At 63.3% G+C, this 21,242-nt stretch carries 23 protein-coding genes; 11 read left to right on the top strand and 12 right to left on the bottom strand.

What is annotated here, in order from left to right; translation table 11 throughout:
* Positions 1-14: 14 nt before the first annotated feature.
* Together B1C78_RS07020 and B1C78_RS07015 are read right to left on the bottom strand one after the other, a co-directional pair.
* Entirely contained in the window at positions 15-1,034 is a 1,020-nt protein-coding gene (locus tag B1C78_RS07020; RefSeq protein ID WP_077278449.1) for a COX15/CtaA family protein, read from the bottom strand.
* Between the two features lie 9 nt (positions 1,035-1,043).
* Entirely contained in the window at positions 1,044-1,715 is a 672-nt protein-coding gene (locus B1C78_RS07015; protein WP_077278448.1) for an Lcl C-terminal domain-containing protein, read from the bottom strand.
* Positions 1,716-2,258: 543 nt separating this feature from the next.
* Here B1C78_RS07015 and B1C78_RS07010 point away from each other — a divergent pair.
* The 10 genes from B1C78_RS07010 to B1C78_RS06965 all read left to right on the top strand — a co-directional run bounded on the left by B1C78_RS07010 (position 2,259) and on the right by B1C78_RS06965 (position 11,718).
* Complete coding sequence (locus B1C78_RS07010) at positions 2,259-2,441, top strand: hypothetical protein (protein WP_077278447.1); 183 nt, start codon at positions 2,259-2,261, stop codon at positions 2,439-2,441.
* Between the two features lie 37 nt (positions 2,442-2,478).
* Positions 2,479-3,021 (top strand): cupredoxin domain-containing protein, encoded by a 543-nt coding sequence (locus B1C78_RS07005; protein ID WP_077278446.1) that lies wholly within the window; start codon positions 2,479-2,481, stop codon positions 3,019-3,021.
* A 15-nt stretch (positions 3,022-3,036) separates the two neighbouring features.
* Positions 3,037-4,737, top strand: coding sequence for a cbb3-type cytochrome c oxidase subunit I (locus B1C78_RS07000; protein WP_077278445.1), 1,701 nt, complete (start codon positions 3,037-3,039; stop codon positions 4,735-4,737).
* A 243-nt stretch (positions 4,738-4,980) separates the two neighbouring features.
* Entirely contained in the window at positions 4,981-5,847 is an 867-nt protein-coding gene (gene cyoE, locus B1C78_RS06995) for a heme o synthase (protein WP_077278444.1), read from the top strand.
* Positions 5,848-5,938: 91 nt separating this feature from the next.
* Positions 5,939-6,787, top strand: coding sequence for an SCO family protein (locus tag B1C78_RS06990; protein WP_077278443.1), 849 nt, complete (start codon positions 5,939-5,941; stop codon positions 6,785-6,787).
* A 147-nt stretch (positions 6,788-6,934) separates the two neighbouring features.
* Positions 6,935-8,536 (top strand): hydrogenase iron-sulfur subunit, encoded by a 1,602-nt coding sequence (locus tag B1C78_RS06985; RefSeq protein ID WP_077278442.1) that lies wholly within the window; start codon positions 6,935-6,937, stop codon positions 8,534-8,536.
* Positions 8,529-9,035: a hypothetical protein gene (locus tag B1C78_RS06980; RefSeq protein WP_139349841.1), complete on the top strand. Its 507-nt coding sequence runs from the start codon at positions 8,529-8,531 to the stop codon at positions 9,033-9,035. Before B1C78_RS06985 ends, B1C78_RS06980 begins: the two co-directional genes overlap by 8 nt.
* A gap of 157 nt (positions 9,036-9,192) precedes the next feature.
* Entirely contained in the window at positions 9,193-10,734 is a 1,542-nt protein-coding gene (locus tag B1C78_RS06975) for a hydrogenase iron-sulfur subunit (protein ID WP_077278440.1), read from the top strand.
* A gap of 136 nt (positions 10,735-10,870) precedes the next feature.
* Positions 10,871-11,071, top strand: coding sequence for a hypothetical protein (locus tag B1C78_RS06970; protein WP_077278439.1), 201 nt, complete (start codon positions 10,871-10,873; stop codon positions 11,069-11,071).
* Between the two features lie 47 nt (positions 11,072-11,118).
* Positions 11,119-11,718 (top strand): SCO family protein, encoded by a 600-nt coding sequence (locus B1C78_RS06965; RefSeq protein ID WP_077278438.1) that lies wholly within the window; start codon positions 11,119-11,121, stop codon positions 11,716-11,718.
* Positions 11,719-11,839: 121 nt separating this feature from the next.
* Here the strand turns inward: B1C78_RS06965 and B1C78_RS06960 are convergent, their stop codons facing one another.
* From B1C78_RS06960 to B1C78_RS06930, 7 genes are all read right to left on the bottom strand, one after another.
* Positions 11,840-12,505 (bottom strand): (Fe-S)-binding protein, encoded by a 666-nt coding sequence (locus B1C78_RS06960; protein ID WP_077278437.1) that lies wholly within the window; start codon positions 12,503-12,505, stop codon positions 11,840-11,842.
* A complete protein-coding gene (locus B1C78_RS06955) occupies positions 12,505-13,203 on the bottom strand; it encodes a GTP-binding protein (protein ID WP_077278436.1) in 699 nt (232 codons plus the stop codon). Before B1C78_RS06955 ends, B1C78_RS06960 begins: the two co-directional genes overlap by 1 nt.
* Positions 13,200-14,006 carry an ATP-binding cassette domain-containing protein gene (locus tag B1C78_RS06950; RefSeq protein ID WP_077278435.1) on the bottom strand — a complete coding sequence of 269 codons (807 nt, stop codon included), beginning with the start codon at positions 14,004-14,006 and terminating at the stop codon, positions 13,200-13,202. The genes B1C78_RS06955 and B1C78_RS06950 overlap by 4 nt, the downstream gene beginning before the upstream one ends.
* A gap of 153 nt (positions 14,007-14,159) precedes the next feature.
* Positions 14,160-14,543 (bottom strand): YbaN family protein, encoded by a 384-nt coding sequence (locus B1C78_RS06945; protein ID WP_077278434.1) that lies wholly within the window; start codon positions 14,541-14,543, stop codon positions 14,160-14,162.
* Positions 14,544-14,733: 190 nt separating this feature from the next.
* Positions 14,734-15,675: a TauD/TfdA family dioxygenase gene (locus tag B1C78_RS06940; protein WP_245795347.1), complete on the bottom strand. Its 942-nt coding sequence runs from the start codon at positions 15,673-15,675 to the stop codon at positions 14,734-14,736.
* A 336-nt stretch (positions 15,676-16,011) separates the two neighbouring features.
* Positions 16,012-16,368 (bottom strand): GFA family protein, encoded by a 357-nt coding sequence (locus B1C78_RS06935; protein ID WP_077278432.1) that lies wholly within the window; start codon positions 16,366-16,368, stop codon positions 16,012-16,014.
* Between the two features lie 75 nt (positions 16,369-16,443).
* Positions 16,444-17,541: an enolase C-terminal domain-like protein gene (locus B1C78_RS06930; protein WP_077278431.1), complete on the bottom strand. Its 1,098-nt coding sequence runs from the start codon at positions 17,539-17,541 to the stop codon at positions 16,444-16,446.
* A gap of 185 nt (positions 17,542-17,726) precedes the next feature.
* Between B1C78_RS06930 and B1C78_RS06925 the strand changes: the two genes are divergently transcribed.
* On the top strand, positions 17,727-18,095 hold the full coding sequence (locus B1C78_RS06925) for a DoxX family protein (protein WP_077278430.1): 369 nt from the start codon (positions 17,727-17,729) through the stop codon (positions 18,093-18,095).
* A gap of 15 nt (positions 18,096-18,110) precedes the next feature.
* Here the strand turns inward: B1C78_RS06925 and B1C78_RS06920 are convergent, their stop codons facing one another.
* From B1C78_RS06920 to B1C78_RS06910, 3 genes are all read right to left on the bottom strand, one after another.
* Positions 18,111-18,920 carry a cytochrome b5 domain-containing protein gene (locus B1C78_RS06920; RefSeq protein WP_077278429.1) on the bottom strand — a complete coding sequence of 270 codons (810 nt, stop codon included), beginning with the start codon at positions 18,918-18,920 and terminating at the stop codon, positions 18,111-18,113.
* Complete coding sequence (locus B1C78_RS06915) at positions 18,917-20,215, bottom strand: ferredoxin reductase family protein (RefSeq protein ID WP_077278428.1); 1,299 nt, start codon at positions 20,213-20,215, stop codon at positions 18,917-18,919. Before B1C78_RS06915 ends, B1C78_RS06920 begins: the two co-directional genes overlap by 4 nt.
* A gap of 231 nt (positions 20,216-20,446) precedes the next feature.
* On the bottom strand, positions 20,447-20,782 hold the full coding sequence (locus B1C78_RS06910) for a TusE/DsrC/DsvC family sulfur relay protein (RefSeq protein WP_077278427.1): 336 nt from the start codon (positions 20,780-20,782) through the stop codon (positions 20,447-20,449).
* Positions 20,783-21,242: the final 460 nt, after the last annotated feature.

Raw genomic sequence — 21,242 nt, 5'->3', positions numbered from 1 at the left:
GGTCCGGTCCTCGTTCAGGCAGGGTTCAATACACGGGCAGCCCCTACACTGCGCAGGCGCTCATGCGCCATGTCATGTCCAAGCCAAAGCAGGGTCATGAGCAATGTAAGCGCCAGGGCGTAATGCCCCAGCGCGAGCCCCGGGGCGAGCTCGGAATGTATGGTAACCACGCCAAGCAAGATTGTGGCCATGACAATTATCAAGAGAACCGCCGCCGAAAGCCACCGACCCGATTGCCAGGCCAGAAACGCACATGCGGCGATGATCGGCAGCAGCGTCAATCCGAGCATACGATGGGTCATGAGCAGTCCGGCCCGGCTGTCGTCCATGACCACCCGGCCGAGCGCATCCAGCTCCAGCGGCCGGAACAGGGCGGCAAGCTCGATGAACGGCAACCGCGGCCACGCCCCGTTGCAGGTGATGGATGTCCCGCAGGCCATGCCGGCGAAATAGGCCGTGACCAGGCCGCCGAGCAGCAACTGCGCAATCAACAGCGCCGTTGCAACCCGAACCCCGCGCCGCAACCCGGCGCCGGCCGGCGGCCGTGGCGGAGCCCGGGGCGACAGCGTGCCCAGATAAAGCCACCACGCCAACCCGACCAGCGCAATGCCCCCGGCGAAGTTCGCGAGGACCACAGCCGGCAACTGAAGGCCGGAAGACCAGATACCGAGCACGGCGAGTACCACCATCAATGCCAGCATCGCCAGTGCCAGGCGCCTACGCTCCGGCGCATGCCCGCCCTGGCGCAGCACACTGAAGGCCAGCACCGGGATCATCAGCGCCAGTGCCGTTGCCAGCAGACGGTGGGCCACGGTGGCCCATGGGGGCGCCGCGCGGGCCGAAGGCTCAACGGCCCCTGGCCCGTTTCCCGCCGCCATCACCTGGCTCAGTTGCCCATAGCAGTCCGGCCACTCCGGGCAGCCCAGGCCCGCATTCAGCAGACGGATGTGAACACTGACGAGGCTCAGTGCCAGTGCCAGCAGCAGGATGCCGAGCGCAAGGCGCGAGAAACCGCTCGGTGTCGACCCCTGCACGTTGGGCCCTCAGCGCCGCTGGCGCGGCGATTTCGGCAGATCCTTGAGCTCGACCTCCCCGCGCACCAGCATGATGTGTTTCGGCTCATGCTTGTAATCGACGCGGTCCAGCCCGTGCTCGAAACCCCAGACCCACGCCGTGGGCGCATGGTAGGCATAGGTCGTGGACGTCCAGTACTCCGCCGATTTCATGTGCGGGAAATAGCGTATGTCCAGCGTGGGGCCGGGGGGACGGATGCGCGGATCGACCAGGCTGCCGAGTTCCTCCTTGGTCGGCAGGCGCCAGTCGTGGTGGCCGCACAGGCCTTGCTCATTCACGGCCTCGACATACGCCTGCGTGTCGCAGGCGCTGCCCGTGCACTCGCCGCCGTCCTGCCTGCCGGGGTCACCCCGATTGTAAACCCCTGAATCATCACTGAAATGCCAGGTATAGGTATGGTCGGCATGATGCAGCCCCGGCTCACGGGTCTTGACCTCCCAGACCAGACTGGTGCGCAGATCCCGGACACATTGCCACGGATCGCGGGAAAAGGAACCGCCGCCCGTGTATTCCTCGCCGTCGGAACCCACGGGTTCGAACAGGAACTCGATCGGCTGGGACTGGCCGCAACCGGCCAGCAGCAGGACGGCGCAGACGGTCACCGCCGGACGGCCGCACCGGGTGAGATTGGGTCGTTTCATGATGCTTTCTTCCCGAGATGACTCGTTAATTCATGGTTCTGGAGGTTCCCACGACCCGAAGGACTGGGCGCGTCGCCTGTTTCATGGCTTCGGAGCATTCCACCGCACCGTCCATGCGGGCCGGGCCCAAGGGCCGCCACCGCGACGCCCCCGGCTGGCGCCATAGTGGATAGGTTCAGGCCGCGCCGCAAGTCCATGCGGGACGGTGCGGACAGGCCCCCTGCCAGCCTGGATAGACAATGATTGGAGCATTTCTGCCCAGCCTGATGCCGTTCGCATTTTGATGCAGATCAAGGAGCAATTCTTTATTTCTACCGAAGGGCTCCGATCCTTGGCTAGGATGCGCTAAAAGGTGTGTGTGAAATGCCACATTAACAAGATTCACCGGGCAACACACCCGCCGCTCCGGCCAGAACCCGGGGGGCGACAAGCCGGCCATGGCTGACCGCGAGGGCCGTCTGCGTCCCGGAAAACACTGAACAACTGATTTGCCGGTAGTTTGTCCGTCCACCAATCGAGAGCCGTTCAGCAGGAGGGTTGATCATGAGCGATATAGAGAACCGCGAGCCCGATGAAGGGCAAGAAGAAGAGATCGAGCGCATACCCGCAATGCAGCATCTTCTGGACAATCCCTTTCTGCTGCTGTTCATCGGTATAGCGATGCCCACGGTCTTTTACATCGTCTGGGGGATCATGGAGATCATCTCCATTCCCATGGCCCAGTGATCGACCGCCCACGAGTCATAACAAGGGGATAATCCACATGTCTGCGATATTGCCACCCTCAGAACGCATCTGGTGGAAACAGCCCATCGACCGGGCGGAGGGCACCTGGGTCGCCATCGCGCTGGTCTGGTGTCTGATCATGTTTTTCATGATGCCGTACTGGCACGTATACGGAAAACAGAACTACAAGGGCGAAGCCTATCGGACCACGCCTGCCGCCTTCTCCGTCAAGGTGGAGGAAATGGTCCAGAACCATACCGTACGGCACGTCACCGACCGCAATATTCCGGTGGTTCGTCCTCCCGCCGGCAGCGACGTCTACCTCCTGGCACGTCTCTGGGACTGGTATCCGGCCCTGGAGTTGCGAAAGGGCGAGACTTACCGCCTGCACATGTCATCGATGGACTGGCAGCACGGCTTCTCTCTGCAGCCACTCAACATCAACATGCAGATCCTGCCGGGCTACGAGACGGTGATCACCATCACCCCCGACAGTTCGGGTGAGTTCACCATTGTATGTAACGAGTACTGCGGCATCCTGCACCACCAGATGCTCGGCAAAATCTATGTCGTTGATTGATCGGGGGCTACGTCAATGAGAGAACAATTCCGAACTTGCCCGCGTACCGGGCTCATATTTCACAGGCCGGCGGAGAACCTGATCAAGGCCAACGCCGTCGCCGCCGTGGTATTCCTGCTGGTCGGAGGCTTCCTCGGGCTGCTGGTCGTGCTGACCCGATGGCAGGCCGTGCACCTGCTCGGGCCGGACACCTTCTACCAGGCACTTACCGGACACGGCGTCATCACCCTGCTGGTGTGGATCATCTTCTTCGAGATCGCACTGCTGTATTTCTGCGCCAGTACATTGCTCCGAAGTCGATTGGCCACACCCCGGCTCGGCTGGCTGGCCTTCGGCCTGATGATGATCGGCGCGGCCATGACGGCAATAGCCATCCTGCAGGGCGGCTCGAGCGTCATGATGACCTCCTACGTGCCCATGCCGGCGGCGCCACAGTTCTATCTGGGTCTGATCATTTTTGCAGTAGGCGCCCTGATAGGCTGTTTCATCTTCCTGGGCACCCTGGTGATCGCCAGGGCCGAGCGCACCTATGAAGGCTCCATTCCCCTGGTGACCTTCGGCGCGCTCACCGCCTGCATCATCGCGATCTTCACCATCGCGTCGGGCGCCGTGATCCTGGTACCCACCTTCCTCTGGTCGGTCGGCTACATCAGCCAGATCGATCCGTTGATGTACCGGGTGATCTGGTGGGCCATGGGGCACTCGTCGCAGCAGATCAATGTCGCGGCACACATTTCGGTGTGGTACGCCATCGCCGCCATCGTGTTCGGCGCGCGGCCCATGTCGGAACGCGTCAGCCGCATGGCCTTCCTGCTGTACATCTTCTTCCTGCAGCTGGCTTCCGCCCATCACATCCTGGTGGATCCGGGCGTCGGCACCGAGTGGAAGCTGTTCAACACCTCCTACGCCATGTACCTGGCGGTGCTGGCCTCCATGATCCATGGCCTGACGGTGCCCGGCGCCATCGAGGTCTCGCAGCGTGAGAAGGGTCTCAACAACGGCCTGTTCGAGTGGCTGCGCAAGGCGCCCTGGGGCAACCCGGTGTTCTCCGGCATGTTCATCTCGCTGGTGGGCTTCGGCTTCCTGGGCGGCATCACCGGCGTCATCATGGGTACGGAGCAGCTCAACCTGATCATCCATAACACCATGTACGTGCCCGGCCACTTCCATCCGACTGTGGCGGTGGGTACGACACTGGCCTTCATGGCGATCAGTTACTATCTCGTGCCTGCCCTGTTCCAGCGAGAACTGGTGTTGCCCACCCTGGCGAAATGGCAACCCTACCTGTTCGGTATAGGAACCTCCCTCATGGGGCTGTTCCAGATGGGTGCCGGAACGCTCGGCGTGTCACGACGCCATTGGGACATGGCCTTCGCCGGCTCGCCGTTCAGCTTTGAATATGGTGGCACTGCGCACATGATGATGGGCCTCGCGGGATTCTTCGGGGTAATATCCTCGATCGGCGCCGCGGCCTTCATCATCATCATGGTGGGGACCATTCTGTTCGGCAAACGCGTGAGCGAGAAGAGCGAGTACACCACCAAACGGCCGGCACGGCTTCCGAGGGCCGAACCCGCACCCGATCACAGCAATATCGGCGTGGCAGGTTTCGTGGCCCCGGGAACCTTCATCCTGGCCCTGGTGTTCCTGGCGACATTCGTCGTGTACTTCTTCCTCAACTTCGGCTACCTGTCCTCCGTCTGGCCGATGAGCTGACGCAGGGAGCCACTGATCCGCTCCGGGCGGCCCCGCATCCATCGGGGGCCGTCCGGGACCGGACGGGGAACTGGAGAGGGGCATGCACATCCATTGGCTACAGCCCGGTGACCATGACCCCGGAAGCAGGGACACCTCCACCCATACCATTGGCCGCAGCCACTGGACGACGGACCCGTGCATCGTGTTGGTTGCGACGGGAAGGTCCGTGGACGGCCGGTTGCCAAGCAACGTGAGGCTAGCATGAGCGGTATTGCCAGGCAGCTTGCCAACGTATTCAAGCTACGTATTGGTGTCACGATCACCTTCACCGCGCTGGCCGGTATCGCAGTCACACCGGGGCCGACGCCTGAGTTATGGCAGATCGTGGCCCTCGCCCTCGCCGTGCTGATATCCTCGGCCAGCGCCGGCGGCTACAACCAGTACGTGGAGCGGGATCTGGACGCCCGCATGGCCCGTACCGCCAACCGCCCCTTCGTGACCGGGGCCATTCGTCACGGACCTTATTTCCTGGTCATCATCGCCCTGATGCTCCTGGCATCGGTGGTGCTGGCGGCCGTTTCCCTCAATCTGATGGCCGCCCTGTACGTATTTCTGGGCGCCTTCTTCTACGCCGTTGTCTACACGGCGTGGCTCAAGCGCAGGACCTGGCTCAATATCGTGCTGGGCGGCCTGGCCGGCAGTTTTGCCGTCCTCGCCGGAGCCGCCGCGGTCGATCCCGGCCTCAGCGCGGTGCCGATCCTGCTGGCCGTCGTGCTCTTTCTGTGGACGCCTTCCCACTTCTGGAGCCTTGCCATCGTCCTGCACAAGGACTACGAAGCCGCGGGTGTGCCGATGCTGCCGGTGGTGGTGGGTGATTATCGCGCCGCACAGGCCATCTTCATCAACACGCTGCTCCTGGTCGGCGTATCCCTGATTCCCTTCTGGTACGGCATGGGCTGGCTTTACCTGCTCGGCGCGATCACAGGCGGGATATTCTTCCTTTACAGGAACATCGAACTGCTTCGGGACCCCACGCCCCGCAAGGCAATGCAGAATTTCCATGCCTCGCTGATCCAGTTAACGATTCTGCTCACGGCCGCGATCCTGGATGCCTGGCTGCTCGGCTGAGGCGCCGGGTGCCTGAAACACCCATAACGGAGTCCCAAGGGTTCCGCCGAACCGCATGCTCATGAACTCACATCAACCTTCGGACGCATCCATGTGCACCCACGCGCGCAGCGGCCTCTCCCCCCTGCTTCTGGCACTGCTCTTCATCGTGGCCGGGGCTGCGGTCCTGGCAGGTCGGCCATCCTTTGCTTCCGCGGATTTTCGGGAGTTCGATGCCCGTGCCGCCCTGGATTACAGCCAGGCGGCGCTGCGGCGCACGCTTAGCGACCATGAGTTCCTTGACACCGAGGGCAGGACAGTTCGCCTGAGCGACTTCGAAGGGCAGCCGGTGCTGATCAATATGGTCTACAGCGCCTGCGACCATACCTGCACGATATCCACCAAGCACTTGTCACGGATCGCGCAGATCGCACGCAACGCCCTCGGCCAGGACAGCTTCACCATCCTGACCATCGGCTTCGACACCGCGCGCGACAATCCGGAGACCATGCGTCTCTATGCCAGGCAGCAGGGCATGAGCAACGCGGCCAACTGGAAGTTCCTCAGCACCGACCAGGCCACCATCGATGCCCTTTCGGCGGAGATGGGATTCATCTACTACGCCACGCCACGGGGTTTCGATCACATGGCCAAGGTCACGGTGCTGGACCAGGATCGCGTGGTCTACCGTCACGTGTACGGTGAAGTCTTCGAGACCCCGCTGCTGGTTGAACCCCTCAAGGAGCTGGTGTTCGATGCCCGACGCGCCGAATCCCCCTTCGAAGCCCTGGGCGCCCGTGTGCGCCTCTTCTGCACCACCTATGACGCGGCCGCCGACCGCTACTACTTCGATTATTCCCTGTTCGTCGGCATGGGCGTCGGCCTGACCGTCATCCTCTCCACCCTCTGGTTTCTCATCCATGAATTCCGCCGGCGACCCCGGAAAAGGCGCCTCGCTTGACTTCAGTCAAGGATACCTGAGCGTTTTATTCAGGATAATGGCGTCACACACCCCGTTTGCCCGGCATGGCCACGCCGGCCGAGATCACCCCGTCCCCGACGGGATCGCAGCGGGAACCTGAGTCGATCAACCCCAGAGAGCACGGACTTGTCTAACCCGCTCCGCAACCTGGCATACCGTCCCCTCCGACGGGTGGAGGACTGGTACGGCTACGCCTTCGGTCAGGACCAGAACCCGTTCACCTATCTGGGTGCGATCACCATCTACCTGTTCTGGATCATTCTGGTCAGCGGCCTCTACCTGTTCATTTTCTTCGAGATGAACGTCACCGGGGCCTATCACTCGGTGGAATGGCTCACCCACGAACAGTGGTACCTGGGCGGTGTGATGCGAAGCCTCCACCGCTACGCCTCCGACGCGGCCGTCGTCGCCATCCTCCTTCACGTGGCGCGTGAGTTCCTGCGAAACCGCTATCGCGGCCCGCGCTGGTACTCGTGGTTTACCGGCGTCCCGCTCCTGTGGATGCTGACCCTGCTGGGCATCACCGGCTACTGGCTGGTGTGGGACGAACTGGCGCAGTACATTGCCATCGGCAGTGCCGAGTTGCTGGACGCCATACCCATCTTCACCGATCCGATGGCCCGCAACTTCCTCACCAACGAGGCGCTCAGCGACCGCTTCTTCACCCTGATGGCGTTTCTACACCTGCTGGGCATCCCGATCTTCCTGATCCTGGGTATCTGGTTCCATGTGCTGCGCGTGGTGAATCCGAAGATCAATCCGCCGCGCAGCGTCATGGCCGGCACACTGATCGCCCTGCTCGCTCTGTCCCTGGTCAAGCCCGCCGTCAGCCATGAGTTCGCCGATCTCGGCATGGTACCGACGCGCCTCAATCTCGACTGGTTCTACCTGGCGATCTATCCGGTCATGGACCTGACGTCCCCGCAGTTTGTCTGGGGTCTGCTGGCGGTGGGCACCGTCCTGCTCGCCGCGCTGCCCTGGCTGCCGCCGGAAAAGAAGCAACCGGCCGCCGAGGTGCACCTGTCCCAATGCAGCGGTTGCACCTTCTGTGCCCTTGACTGCCCCTATGGCGCCATCACTTTGGTCGACCACATCAGCGAGGACAAGAAACGCTCCCACAAGGAAGCGGTGGTGGATCCCTCGATGTGTGTCAGCTGCGGCATCTGCACCGGGTCCTGCCCGCAGGCCACGCCGTTTCGCAAGCATGACCCACTGGCCACTGCCATCGACCTGCCGCAGTTTTCACTGCGCCATCTCTACGCCACCGTGGAGGACAACCTGTCGAAGGCAGAGGAACGTCCACGAATCGTCGTCTATGGATGCGATCACGGCGTTGCCGTGGAGACACTCGACATGCCCGGGGTTGCCACCGTGAGCCTGCCCTGCACGGGCCTCCTGCCGCCTTCCACCATCGAGTACAACCTGCGCGAGGAGCGTGCCGACGGCGTGTTCATCACGGGTTGCTGCAGCGGCGACTGCCAGTACCGCACGGGTAATACACTGGTGGAGGAACGTATCGAGGGCAAGCGGGAGCCCCGCCTGCGCGCCCGTGTGGACCGCTCCCGGATCAGGGTGCGCTGGGCGTCCGTGAACGAGGCCCGGACATTGCGCTCGGAGATCCAGGCGTTCGCCAACGACCTCAAGGCGTCATCGGTGGGTGGCCCGTCCGATGACGCGCAATCCAAGCAGGCCACAGGCCGCCAGGCGGCGGGAGGCGATCATGTCTAACGGCATGAAATTCGCGGGTCAGGTTGTCGCGTATGCGGTGTTCATGGCCCTCATCGGCTACCTCTCCACTTCGCCCGCATACACGCACCTGGCCGATGACAAGGCCATGATCAAGCTCAGCTTCGCCCACTATGGAAAGACCGTCGGCGAATGCCGGGAACGAACCCCGGAGGAGCTGGCGAGGCTCCCGCCCAACATGCGCACACCGATGGACTGCCCTCGCGAGCGCTCTCCCATCACCATCGAGCTCGATCTGAACGGAGAACCGGTCTTCGCGACCGTACTGCGTCCCTCGGGGCTCTCGCGCGACGGCATGGCCTATATCTATGAAGGCTTTGAGGTGCCGGCCGGACGCCACGAACTTGAAGTGCGCATGCGCGACGACGTGACCACCGAGGGGTTCGACCACGTCAAGACGGTTCAGGTCGAACTGGAGCCCGCGCACCTGCTGGTCATCGACTTCCGGGCGGAGAGAAATGCTTTCATGCTGAGCCGTTGACTCTCTGTCACGATGGCCATCTGTCGCGGCAATCGGCATCTTGCCCAGACGGGAGACAACACTTTATTCACCATGAACGCACCATGTTTCTTTGCCTGCGGGCCACCGTCTCAAGCAGGGATTCGCCTGACGGACCGACACGTGCCGAGCGCGACCCATGGCTGACATGAGTACCGGTGAGCCGCTTCCACGCCGCGCCCTGCATCGGGTCGAGGGGCTCTTCGATGCCGCCTTCGGATCCGAAAACAATCCCTTTCATTTCCTGGGCGCGCTCACGGTCTTCTTCTTCTGGGTGGCGGTTCTGACCGGCATCTATCTCTTCATCTTCTTCGAATTCAGTATCCACGGTGCCTACCACTCCATCGAGTATCTGACGCACGATCAGTGGTATCTGGGCGGCATCATGCGCAGCTTCCATCGCTACGCCACCGACGCCGCCGTGATCACCATGACGCTGCACCTGGTCAGGGAATTCATTCTCGGCCGTTACACCGGTTTTCGGTGGTACACCTGGTTCACCGGCGTGCCGCTGCTGTGGTTCGTCATCCTGCTCGGCATCACAGGGCACTGGCTGGTCTGGGACAAGCTCGCGCAATACATCGCCATAGCCAGTTCGGAGTTCATGGACTGGTGGCCCTGGTTCGGCCAGAACATGGTGCGCAACTTCCTTACCGAGGACACGCTCAGCGACCGCTTCTTCACTCTAATGGCCTTCCTGCACATGATCGGCCTCCCGGTCATGCTGTTGTTCGGCATCTGGTTTCACATCAGCCGGCTTTCCAAGCCGATCACGAATCCGCCGAGGCAGCTCGCCCTGGGCACCCTGGCTGCCATGCTGGTGCTGGCACTGATCAAGCCCGCGGTCAGCCACGACTTCGCGGACCTGGGGACGGTCCCCGACGTGCTGTCCATCGACTGGTTCTATCTGTGGGTCTTCCCGCTCATTGATGTCACATCCGAGGGTTTCGTCTGGGCGTTCCTCGCCGCCGCGACGCTCTTGCTGGCCGCACTCCCCCTGATCCCACGCAAGGAGCGGCCCCCCGCCGTCGAGGTCAATCTGGACCTGTGCACCGGATGCGGGCGCTGCGTGAATGACTGCCCCTACGACGCCGTGAGTCTGCAGCAGCGCGACGACGGGCGCCGCTTCATCCATCAGGCGATGGTCGATCCCGATCTGTGCGCGGCCTGCGGAATCTGTGTCGGCGCCTGCCCCTCGTCCTCCCCCTTCCGCCGCAAGAGCGAGCTGGCCACCGGGATCGACCTGCCCGGACTTCCCCTTGAGGGGGTGCGGGACACCGCCGCCCGCCGGCTTTCCGAATGCACCGCGCCGGATCCGGTCATTGTCTATGGCTGTGATCACGGCGTGGACGTAACCGCACTGGATGAACCGGGCGTGGTCGGGGTGAGTCTTCCGTGCATCGCCATGCTGCCGCCGAGCATGATCGATTTCGCCTTGCGCCGTCAGGGTGCGGCGGGGATTCTGATCACCGGTTGCGCGCCCTGCGACTGCCATTACCGGTTGGGCAACCGGTGGATGGAGGAACGCATCACCGGTACCCGCGAGCCCGTTCTGCGTCTGCGCGCGGATCCGCAACGCATGCTGGTTCATTGGGCCTCACCCGCCGATGCCGGCTCACTCCACTCAGCGCTTCATGCGTTCCGGGATCGCATACGCGGGCTGTCCAGGGAGGCCTCATGACGAACACTCGAATCGGACGGCTGACAGGTCATCCGGCAAACCTTATAGTGAATCCTGAGCATCTGTTCGGGACAATGCACCGCGCCCGCGGGGCCGAATCTCACGCCGACTGGAGGGGCATCAAATGAATCCGGTAATGGAAATCCTTCTGTTCACCCTGGCAGGAGCCTTTCTGTATTTCTTCTCCGACTGGGTCCTGAGAAAGCTCGAGGCCTATCGTGGTGCACCCTTTCAGAACCGCACCGTAATCTTTTTCGTCATCATCCTGGTGATGGCGCTGATCGTGTTCAATCTCATGCAGGGTCTCGGCGAGCGCATGGCTATCGCTTCGATGTAAGGTCCACGGGCTGCCCGAATACAACCGCGAACGACGTAGAGGTTCCAATGTTCAGACAATTCGTACTTTCCGTATCACTGATCGTGCTGGTGATCGTGGCCGCCTGGACGACCATGCATTGGGTCATGGCACCCGAACAGGAGGTGGCCGCACCGCAGCTGCTGCCACCCGGCGGGGATTTCACCGTGCTGACGGCAGACGGACCGTTGTCACTGTCCGACCTGCAGGGCGAGGTCGTGGTGCTCTACTTCGGGTATGCCTATTGCCCCGACGTGTGCCCCACCGATCTGAGCGTCATGCGTCTGGCCCTCAACGGCCTGGAGCAGCCGGAACAGGAGAAGGTGCGCGGCCTGTTCGTCAGTGTCGACCCCGACCGGGATACACCTGAAAGCCTCGGCGAGTTCGCCGGCTATTTCCATGATCGCATGATCGGCGCCACACACTCCGTTGATGAATTGAAGCGGATCACGCGCCAGTATGCCGCCGGGTTCATCATCGATCCCCACGAGCCGGGGGAGAATTATACGGTCAGCCACACGGCCTCCACCTACGTGATCGACCCCCGGGGAGAACTGCGGGAGACCCTGTCCCATGCGAGTGATCCGGCAGCACTGACAGCCGCAATCAGGCGTTATCTGCCGAACTGAATATGAGATATTCAAGATTCAAAATTCAAGATTCAAAGGGAAGGCAGTGGCCTGGCAGGTATTCCGGGGGCTCCCGCTCTATCCCTTTAAATATTGAATCTTGAATCTTGAATCGCCGTTCTCAGCTGATCCAGATCCCCTCGAAGCGCACGCGTGTCGCCTCGGGGCGCCGGGCCAGTTCGGTGATCACGCCGGAGTGGCGTGACTGGAGCATGCACAGGCCGGGCAGGAAGTGGTAGCGGCGGCCCACCTGCAGTTCCACCCGGGCATGACGCACCAGACCCATATAGGCCACCGGCGTGTAATTGCCGATCTCCTTGGATTCGGCCTCCCTCGCCGCCAGCGGTCCGACCACGCACCAGGTGATGAGCGCATTGAGCAGATCCGGCGCCTCCATCACCCGCCCCACATGGGTGATGGGGCACGCCGCCTGCGCCGGGCGACCGAAAAGGATATCGCCCTTGGCGACGTCCAGTCGCTCCACATTGAGGGGGTTGAAGGGCAGGATCACCTCTCGCGGCCCGGGATCCTCCGGGAACGGTTCCAGCACCACGTCATATTCCCGGTCCAGCAGGTCCCGCCAGGTGATGTCCTGTGGCCGCAGTTCCATCGTGACGGGCGGAATGCGGAAATGCCTCACGCTGTCGGCATCCAGGTGCACACAGCGGCGAATGTCCGCCGGCTGTGCGAGCAGATGCTCGGCGAAGTCCCGGCAGGTCCGAAAGCCGCATTGGCCGCAGTCCTTGCCGGGCAGCAGCGCGAGGATATCTCCGACGGTATGTTGCATCACTGACCCCGGTAGAACAGGTCCGTATCGAGCCCGCGCACGATCCCGAAGTGCTTCTCCCAGCCGATATCCTTCTTGCCGGCACAGATGGTGCACGTCGACACCGGTGGATTGCCGCGCAGCACCCAGGGTTCGGTGGTCTCCTCCATGCGATCGATGCGCGCCACGATGGGATCGATGTTGATGCCGTGCAGAGCGTCCGTCTCCACCACCGGAATGTCGGCGGACTCCTGTATGTTGGCCCGGAACACCTCCTTTTCCGCCTGCGAGACGAGATCGATCTTGGTCACCGCGGCCAGATCCGCCAGTGTGAGCATGGCACCGATCTTGTGCGGCAGGTTCATGCCCGAGGTGGCCTCCAGCACCACCAGGCCGAGCGAACGCTCGATATAGGGCGCGCAGCGCAGGCAGAGCCCGGCTGTCTCCACGAAGAGAATCCCGGCCCCCTCTCCCTCCGCCCAGCGGATGGCATCACCCAGCACCAGCACGCTGCAATGGTCCGGGCAGAGCTCACCGGAATAGAGCTTGCGCGCAGGGATGCCAAGCTGCCCTGAGAACAACTCATCCTCGTCGGCGTATTGCACGTCGATCTTGAGATAGGCGAGGCGGCGACCCCGGTCCAGCAGCTTGCGCGCCGCCTGCTTGAGGACCGTGGTCTTGCCGCTGGTGGGCGGACCCGCGCAGATGACCACCTTCATGGCTGCGCACCCGTCAATGCGGCCAGCCGCGCCTCCAGATCCTCCTCGGAGAGCCGCTCACCGGCGCGAATGCGGTCGCGGAAATGAAGCATCATCTCGTCCAGTTGCCTGAGTCTACCGGCCATGCGTTGCTCCCTCTCTTCGGTGGCGATCAGTGCCTGCATGGCGCCCGCGCGCATGACGAGTCGGGCGTTCGACAGCAGCGCGATATGCAGGTCGTGGGTCACGAACAGGAAGATCTTCTGATAATTGCGCAGCAGCGACAGGGCCCGGCTGCGGTCGATGCCCGCGTTCTCGATCTCGTCCAGCAGGATGATCGGTGAATTGCCGATCACGACGGCATCGGCGATCAGCAGGGCCCGGCTCTGGCCACCCGAGAGTTCGGTCATGGCGCTGTCCACGTTGATCGGTTCGCCGGTGAGCTGGTTGGCGAAATCCAGCGTCTCCTCGACGATCGTTTCGGGACGGCCCCGCTTGCGGATCTTTGCATGCAGGGAGAGAAACCGGTGTACCGGGAGATCGGACAGGAAACTCGTATGCTGGGTGATCAGCGCGATGGGATTGCGGGCCGGATCCTCGAGGAATTCAGGCGGCGGATCGCTGTCGTTAATCAGAATCCGCCGGCGGGTCGGCGTGTTGCCGGCGGCAAACAGGCCGATGTCGTTGATGAGCGCGGTCTTCCCCGAGCCGGTGGGACCCACGATGCTCGCCACATCGCCCATCTCCAGCTCGAACCCTTCCAGGGGCTCCTTCTCACCGCCGCGGCCAAAACCGCCGACGACCGTGATCTTGTGAATGTCCATCAACCGCCTCTCCGGCCTGCGGCCCGGTGCACACGGCCCACAATCGAGCATACGCCCCTGCGAATCACCCGTTCAACCAGTAACGGGGGATTGTGGACACCGGTACAAGCCGTGCCCGTGAATGAACCTCCCCCGGGGGAGAGAGGCAGCGGGTCAACCCGGCTCAGGGCGACCCGAAGGCCGCGACAGGATAAAGACCGCCGTGAGCGTCACCAGGGTGCCATGCAGGGCGATCACCACCATGTTGTTCGTCATCGAGTAGAGCATCGGCACGCTCGCCGCCATGGCCGTGATGGCGACCACCTTGACGCCCCGCCCGATGGCTCCGTGTTCGTGCCAGTCCCGCAGGGTGGGTCCGAAACGGGGATGATTGAGCAACCACTGCTCGAGACGCGGCGAACTCTTGCTGAAGGCCCACACCGCCACGAGCAGGAACGGCGTGGTGGGCATGACCGGAAGAAAGGCGCCGATGATGCCCAGACCGGTGAACAGCCACCCGACGATGATGTAGATCCAGCGAAAGGGTCTCGGAGTCATAGGTCATGCCTCTGGGGCCAATCAGGTACCTGGGTTCTGAAGTCAATGCCGGACGGCGTCACCCGCGAGGCACGCCCGATGGAGTGCATTGCGGTTGCGCTTCAGGCAAGACATGCCGAAATAGGACTTTCATCTGTATTCCACGGGACCGCCGAAAGCGGGGCAGGATCCGTCTGAAAACCGGGGTGCGCTAACCCGGTGACCTCAGCCCCGTACCCGCCACCCGGTCAAAGAAGCGCGCACGATAGAGCAACCGTGGCGGATGTCCCGGGGGATCATTGAAACCGCTGCGGTCATGCAGCACGTTGTTGCAGACCAGCCCCATGCCGGCCTCCAGCCGGGTGGCAAACCGGAAGGGGGTGTCACTCTCCAGCAGTCGCTCCAGACACGCGACCGCCTCGCGGGTCTCGGCATCCGCACGCCACTCGATGTTGCGTCGGCGCGCCGTGTAGCGCATGTGCAGGCTGTCCGTACCCGGGTGCCAGGAGAACACCGGCCCCGTGGCGGCGCCGCGCTCGCCCCCCTCGCTGTCCCTGCCCGGCGGAATGGTCATGACATCCGGGCGCATCAGGGCACGGACAAGGTCAGGATTCTCCTCGCGCATCAGGATGTAGACGATCTCCGGATCCATCAGGCGATTCTCGCCCCCCTCACCCGCCGGGTGGACGCAATGCAGGATCAGGCCGCGGATCTGCTTCTCCAGGGGGTTGTAGTAGCCGTCCGTGTGCCAGTTGATGGGCCGGTTGGTATAAGGGATGTAGGCCGGATGCTCGCCCTGCGGATTGACGGTCAGCGAAGTGATCCCGTCATCATCGGCCAGGTAGTTGCTGTCCATGCGCAGCAGGCCGAAGCGCCGCCCCAGCGCCCGGAGGATGCCCTTGTCCGGATCGTCCCCCGTCGCGCCGGCATAGACGGCCATGTTGGTCTTGCGCACCTGCTGCAGTAGTTCATGCGCCTCCGTGTCGGACAGCGTACGAGGGTCGCCCACCTCCACGATGAGCGCCTCCGCCTGCTGCGGGTAGCCGGCCAGCTTCGCGTCGCGCCAGCGGCAATAGGCATCCTCGTTGTCGAGGTCAAAGGGCGAGCCCCGGGGCACCATGCCGCGCGCGTCATGGGTTGATGTCGCGTACATGGCTCCAGTTTACCGGTCGCCGTCGCTGAGTCCGCCACGGACTCGCGACCGATTGATCTGCCTCAAGATTTTCTTGCGGCAGGACACTGACCCGCATGTCTCGACGCCCTCACCTCGATCGGTGGTGAGAGATCACAGGTAGCCGGGGTGTTGCACCAGGGATCGCGAATGATTCTGGTCTCCGGGCCTGTCTCGTGCCGTCTCTGGAAAAGAAGCATAGGGCGGGCCGTGTCCGCCGTCAGCCGTGCCTGCCATCAGCAGGCGGCTATGGGCCGCCCTTTGACCTGGCCCGCTTGTCTCGACGCCGCCACCTCGAACGGTGGAGAGATATGCAGGCTAGAGCAGGTGCTTGCCGTCGAAGACGTCGAACGGCAGGGCGAAGGTGTCAACACCGTCCACACAACCCAGATTGACCCGGTAGTGGCCGGCCTTGCGGGCCGTTTCGTGGAACGGATAAATGCCGCAGTGCCGGCAGAAGAAGTGCTTTGCGGTCCTGGCCCCGAACTGGTAGAGCACCAGCGCATCGTCAGGCGCCTCGATCTTCAGCGCCTCCTCGGGCAGCGGATCCGGCGACATCAGGGCGCCTTTGCGGGCACAGATCGAGCAGTTGCATCGAATGCCCTTCTCGATGGGTGCAGACTCGAAGGAAAAGCGCACCTTGCCGCAATGGCAACTGCCGTGATACTCGGTCATGGTTCTTCCCTCCCCACACGGACTGCTTGAAGGTTCGCGCGGCCGCGGTGCCTGAAACAGCGCGATTTCGGCCGCTCACTGCACGAGGTAGCGCTCCACGGCCTCCTCGTTCCAGACAATACCGGCGCCCGGCAGATCCGGGCACTGTGCATGCCCGTCCTCAATTCGCACCGGTGTCTCCAGAACCGGCTCCGCCCAGTCGGCATACTCCAGCCAGTGGGCCGCAGGCGTCACGGCCAGCAGGTGGACGCTCAACTCGGGAAACAGATGACTGGACACAGGCAGGCCCGCCGCTCCGGCGATGGCCGCAGCCCGCTGCCATCCACTCACTCCGCCGATCTTCATGGCGTCCGGCATTACCAGATCGGAGGCCCCGGCCGCCACACACTTGGCCATCTCCCGGGTGCCCCACCAGTTCTCGCCCATCTGGATCGCTACCCCGGCCTTCTCGCGTATGCGCGCGTGCCCCGCGTAGTCCTCTGCATTGGTGGGTTCCTCGATCCAGTAAAGCCCCTCGTCCGCCAATGCCTGTATGCGCTCGATGGCCTCGGGAACGGACAGCATCTGGTTGTAGTCCGCCATGAGCACGATGTCGTCGCCTACCGCGGCACGCACGGCGCGCACCACGGACAGATCCGTGCGCAGGTCGGGATAGCCGAGCCGGACCTTGATGGCCCGAAACCCGGGCTCCAGGAGTTGCACAGCCTCCTCGGCGGCGCGATCCGGGCCGATCAGGCCCAGGCCACAGCTGTTGTAGGCCTTCACCGGACCGGGCTCACCGCCCAGCAGGCGCACCAGTGACAGATCACTGGCCTTTGCCAGGGCATCCCAGGCGGCCATGTCGATGCCCGCAAGCGCCATGGCGGTCAGCCCCTTGTTGCCCAGGAGCCGGAAGCGCCGCTGAAGTACCGCCTCAAGTGAGCGGGGCGCGGCCTCTGCACCCTGGATCACTTCACCCAGTTCAACCAGCAGGGACGCCATCGGCCTCAGGATCAGGGGGGTATAACAGAACAGGTAAGCGCACCCCGTGACGCCTTCCTCCGTATCCAGATCGACAAGCACCAGGGGCGCCATACCGATCGTGCCGCCGCTGGTCTCCAGGGGCAGGCGTAACGGGACGCTGACCGTGCGCACACGCAGGTTGCGAATCACAAGCGCGGGGGAGCGGGACATGAACGACTCCTGCCGTCCGACGGGACATGGCGTTCTCATCAGATTAGCTCACAATCATCCGATCGCCACCGGAGGAACCCGCCCGAAGTGCATCCATTTCCCGCCAACCCGCGTACTGACTTCACGTGGGCCCGCCCACACTGCCTGACACCGGGCGTCACCTATCAACAAAGAGGCATCCGAACATGAACGACAACGCCACCCGAATCGTCTCCTGGATCCTTGCCCTCATCTTCCTGCTGTCCGGCGGCGCCAAGCTGGCCGGGCTGGAGTTCGAGATCGAGGCCTTCACACGCTGGGGCTACCCGCTGTGGTTCATGTACCTGGCCGGAACACTGGAGGTGGCCGGCGGCATCGCGCTGCTGGTGCCGCGCATCTCGGCACTGGCGTCGGCCGGCCTTGTCGCCTTCATGATCGGCGCGGTGGCCACCCACGTGGTGCACGCCGAATGGGCGATGCTGGTGGTGGCCCTTGTCATCATGCTCACGGCCGCGTGGCGGGCGTGGGCCGGCACTTCGGAGATACTGGCATTGCGCGCCGCGCTCCTGTCCTGAGCGATGCCGGCAATGTCACGGCCACTGATACACGCCGCGGTTGAGCGCGTCACGAATGGCCGAGATCAGCTTGTTGCCCCGCAGGGTCGCGCCGGTAAAGCCGTCGATGTCATCCACCACGTTCTCCGGCGCATAGAGATCGAACATCGCCGACAAGGGCCGGCCCTCGAGGTACTCGACGATCTGCCGGTGCTGGCGCATCACGGCGTAGAGTTCCTCGTGTTCCTCCAACGCCAGATAATCCACGTCGCGGTAGCTCAGGTACCGGAAACGGACGTTGTGGAAATGATGGTCCCGCAGATCGAACTGGATATTGACCTGAATGGCCCCCCGGTCCGAGAACATGCCGCGGTAACGTCCGTCCAGATAGGTCCCGGGTGACAGACCCAGCAGCACCCTGCCTTGCGGATGGGCGGCGGGATCAGGCGCGGGCGCCGGCTCTTCGGGCTGTGCCGTGGGCGCCGGCGCATCGGCCAGTTCCCCGATCAGGTACTGTTCCAGCATGGAGGCGGCCCTGGCGCTGTGCGGACGACCGGGCGTCTTGTTGTACCAGCCCTCCGTGGCATCACGGCCGCACCACTCGAGCATGACGTCCTCAGACGTGGGATGACGCGGAATGTATTCCGTTACGTCGTACACCTTGCCGTCGATGGCCTTCCAGCAGCTCTCGAGGCTGTCGTTGGCAGCGAGTTCCTGCTGCGTGATGAGGCGCCGATCATCATCGGTCTCACGGTTCTCAGCCACCAACACGCTGACGGCCCACAGGGTGGCAATCACGGCGCAGAAGGCCACGAAGGCCGTGTACGCGATCCGGTTCATGCTCATAGGAAATCAAACGCCTCCGTATGAATTCGGCCCCTGGATATACCGGCGCGGGTCAGCAGGCCCATCAGGTGATCCACCATGCCGGGCGGCCCGCAGATATAGATCTCCCGCTCCTCCAGGTCCGGGCAATGGGAACGGATGAACGCTTCGTCAACGGGGCCGCGTTCCTGGAAGTAATGGATCTGTGCATCGAAGTGCGGGTGCCCCTGCGCGATCTCCCGAAGCTCTTCCATGTAGTAGGCGCGCTCCGGCCGATTGGCCAGGTAGATCAGGGTGACGTCCGGTCCGGATCCGGGCTCCCGTTTGAGGGTCCGGGCGCCTGACACGAAGGGCGTGATGCCGACGCCGCCGCCGAACCAGAGCTGTCTGCGTTGCGGTTCACGTCGCTCGAAGAACTGCCCGTAGGGTCCCTCGATCTGCACGGCGGTGCCCGGTGTCACCGTCTGCAATGCCCGGCTGGCGTCACCCAGTGCCTTGATGCCCACCCTTAAGGCGTCCTCACCCGGCGCCGAGGCAATGGTATAGGGATGCTCCTCCCCGCGGCCGGCTTTCAGATCCGGGTCGTGGGGGGTGAGGTACATGAACTGCCCCGCTTCGTATGTCATGGGCCGGCCTCTCGGGGCGAGCGTGATCTCGACCACGTTCGACGCCAGCGCGGTGACGGCCTCGACAGTGTAGTCATGGCGCCCCAGCCGGGGTGAGAGCACCTTGCGCCAGAGCACCGCGCCCAGCGCCGGGATCACCAGCGCCCACCAGAGCGCCGCATGCTCCACGAGCATGACGACGTGCATGAACGCGAGCAGAAACGCGGGCACTGACAACAGGTGCAGTCGCTTCCAGCGCTGGTAATGCGGCCTGCCGAAAAATTGAAAGGTGGGTGCGAGAAAGATCACCATCAGCACCAGCGCCCCCCAGCCGATCCACACCGCACCGTCATCGAGGGGCGGAAAGAGCACTGTGGCCGCCATCTCCGGTGAGACCGGCAGGGCTCCCAAGGCAAGCAGCACCACATGCAGCATGATCAGGAGAAAGGCCGAGAAACCCAGCATCCGGTGGAGGGTCCAGATGCGCGGCAGACCGCCGAACCAGCGATCCAGGCCCGGCAGGCGCACGCTCAGCATGGCACCGACCAACAGCGCACTCAGCCCAAGCACGCCGGCCAGTTGCCCCCACGCGCCCAGCACGGCACCCGCCCCGGCCCCCGGCAAGAGCCGTGAGCCCGGCCAGGCAATCACCAGCGGAAGCAGGACCAGTACGGCAATGACGATATCGCCAGTCCGGATTCTCCTGAACATGGAATGCCGACTACCCTATCGCTTGAGTGGCTGCCCGGCAGTCTACCGAAGAGCCGAGTGACCGGGCGACCCCACCGGAGTCCAGAGCCTTGTCGAATCTCCCTCGTTTGACATGAGTCATGCACGGATCATGCGGCCGGGCCCCGAACCATCGTGAGCTAAAGCTACAGAAACGAAAACGCCCGCACGGTCTGTGCGGGCGCTTCGATAAACCATCGGGGCGAGGCTGCCTCAGCTGCAACCTTTCGGTCGCGGCAGACCGGCCACCTTGTTGGCGCACTTGATCAACCCCGTGGGGAACAGGGAGTAAATGTATTTCTGGTCGCTGCGCTCCGCACCGAACTTGTTCTTCATGATCTTGGAGAACGCCCGGGGCTCCGCCACCACACCGTTGTCCTGGAAGTACTCACGTGCCGTGTGAATGATGTCCCAGTGTTCCTGGGTCAGTTCCGGAATGTTCTCGTTCCGGGCGATCTCCACCGCCAGTGCCTCGCTCCACTCGTCGAGATTCTCCAGCCAGCCGGCCTCACTCAACTGAATCACCTTGCCGTCCACAACAGCCTGCATGCTCACCGCTCCTGCTATCAATGAATTAGTAGTTGAGTGATTTTATCAGGCTTTTCCCGGTCCCGCCATGTACGGCCCGGCCGGACACCGGCTCTACCGCACAACAGGCCGAAACAAAAGGGGGAATTCGTTGGAATGGTGCCAAACATCAGCGTATCAGACTGTTCCCGCCGGAGTCCTGTCGCGATGCTCGCGGCCTCTCGGCCTGTTCCGCTTGCTCATAGGGCGGCCCATGGCCGCCTGCTTACGGAGGGCACGGCTGACGTCGGGCACGGCCCGCCCTATGCTTCCTGGACGTAGGTCGGGCTTCAGCCCGACAAGCAGTGCCTGAACATGCCACGGTCATCGGCCTGAAGGCCGACCTACAGGCTTACAGCCTCTCGGCCTGTCGCGCTTGCTCATAGGGCGGCCCATGGCCGCCTTCTGACGGCGGGCACGGCTGACGGCGGGCACGGCCCGC

It is taken from the genome of Thioalkalivibrio denitrificans, from assembly GCF_002000365.1.
Taxonomy (GTDB): Bacteria; Pseudomonadota; Gammaproteobacteria; order Ectothiorhodospirales; family Ectothiorhodospiraceae; genus Thioalkalivibrio_A; species Thioalkalivibrio_A denitrificans.
Note: the sequence above shows the minus strand (reverse complement) of the source record. Positions and strands in the feature narration are given on the sequence as shown.

Excerpts from the sequence above, each read along its gene's own strand:
- B1C78_RS07015 (WP_077278448.1), bottom strand. The coding sequence starts at position 1,715 with ATGAAACGACCCAATCTCACCCGGTGCGGCCGTCCGGCGGTGACCGTC.
- B1C78_RS07010 (WP_077278447.1), top strand. The coding sequence starts at position 2,259 with ATGAGCGATATAGAGAACCGCGAGCCCGATGAAGGGCAAGAAGAAGAG.
- B1C78_RS07005 (WP_077278446.1), top strand. The coding sequence starts at position 2,479 with ATGTCTGCGATATTGCCACCCTCAGAACGCATCTGGTGGAAACAGCCC.
- B1C78_RS07000 (WP_077278445.1), top strand. The coding sequence starts at position 3,037 with ATGAGAGAACAATTCCGAACTTGCCCGCGTACCGGGCTCATATTTCAC.
- cyoE (WP_077278444.1), top strand. The coding sequence starts at position 4,981 with ATGAGCGGTATTGCCAGGCAGCTTGCCAACGTATTCAAGCTACGTATT.
- B1C78_RS06990 (WP_077278443.1), top strand. The coding sequence starts at position 5,939 with ATGTGCACCCACGCGCGCAGCGGCCTCTCCCCCCTGCTTCTGGCACTG.
- B1C78_RS06980 (WP_139349841.1), top strand. The coding sequence starts at position 8,529 with ATGTCTAACGGCATGAAATTCGCGGGTCAGGTTGTCGCGTATGCGGTG.
- B1C78_RS06975 (WP_077278440.1), top strand. The coding sequence starts at position 9,193 with ATGGCTGACATGAGTACCGGTGAGCCGCTTCCACGCCGCGCCCTGCAT.
- B1C78_RS06970 (WP_077278439.1), top strand. The coding sequence starts at position 10,871 with ATGGAAATCCTTCTGTTCACCCTGGCAGGAGCCTTTCTGTATTTCTTC.
- B1C78_RS06965 (WP_077278438.1), top strand. The coding sequence starts at position 11,119 with ATGTTCAGACAATTCGTACTTTCCGTATCACTGATCGTGCTGGTGATC.
- B1C78_RS06960 (WP_077278437.1), bottom strand. The coding sequence starts at position 12,505 with ATGCAACATACCGTCGGAGATATCCTCGCGCTGCTGCCCGGCAAGGAC.
- B1C78_RS06955 (WP_077278436.1), bottom strand. The coding sequence starts at position 13,203 with ATGAAGGTGGTCATCTGCGCGGGTCCGCCCACCAGCGGCAAGACCACG.
- B1C78_RS06950 (WP_077278435.1), bottom strand. The coding sequence starts at position 14,006 with ATGGACATTCACAAGATCACGGTCGTCGGCGGTTTTGGCCGCGGCGGT.
- B1C78_RS06945 (WP_077278434.1), bottom strand. The coding sequence starts at position 14,543 with ATGACTCCGAGACCCTTTCGCTGGATCTACATCATCGTCGGGTGGCTG.
- B1C78_RS06940 (WP_245795347.1), bottom strand. The coding sequence starts at position 15,675 with ATGTACGCGACATCAACCCATGACGCGCGCGGCATGGTGCCCCGGGGC.
- B1C78_RS06935 (WP_077278432.1), bottom strand. The coding sequence starts at position 16,368 with ATGACCGAGTATCACGGCAGTTGCCATTGCGGCAAGGTGCGCTTTTCC.
- B1C78_RS06930 (WP_077278431.1), bottom strand. The coding sequence starts at position 17,541 with ATGTCCCGCTCCCCCGCGCTTGTGATTCGCAACCTGCGTGTGCGCACG.
- B1C78_RS06925 (WP_077278430.1), top strand. The coding sequence starts at position 17,727 with ATGAACGACAACGCCACCCGAATCGTCTCCTGGATCCTTGCCCTCATC.
- B1C78_RS06920 (WP_077278429.1), bottom strand. The coding sequence starts at position 18,920 with ATGAGCATGAACCGGATCGCGTACACGGCCTTCGTGGCCTTCTGCGCC.
- B1C78_RS06915 (WP_077278428.1), bottom strand. The coding sequence starts at position 20,215 with ATGTTCAGGAGAATCCGGACTGGCGATATCGTCATTGCCGTACTGGTC.
- B1C78_RS06910 (WP_077278427.1), bottom strand. The coding sequence starts at position 20,782 with ATGCAGGCTGTTGTGGACGGCAAGGTGATTCAGTTGAGTGAGGCCGGC.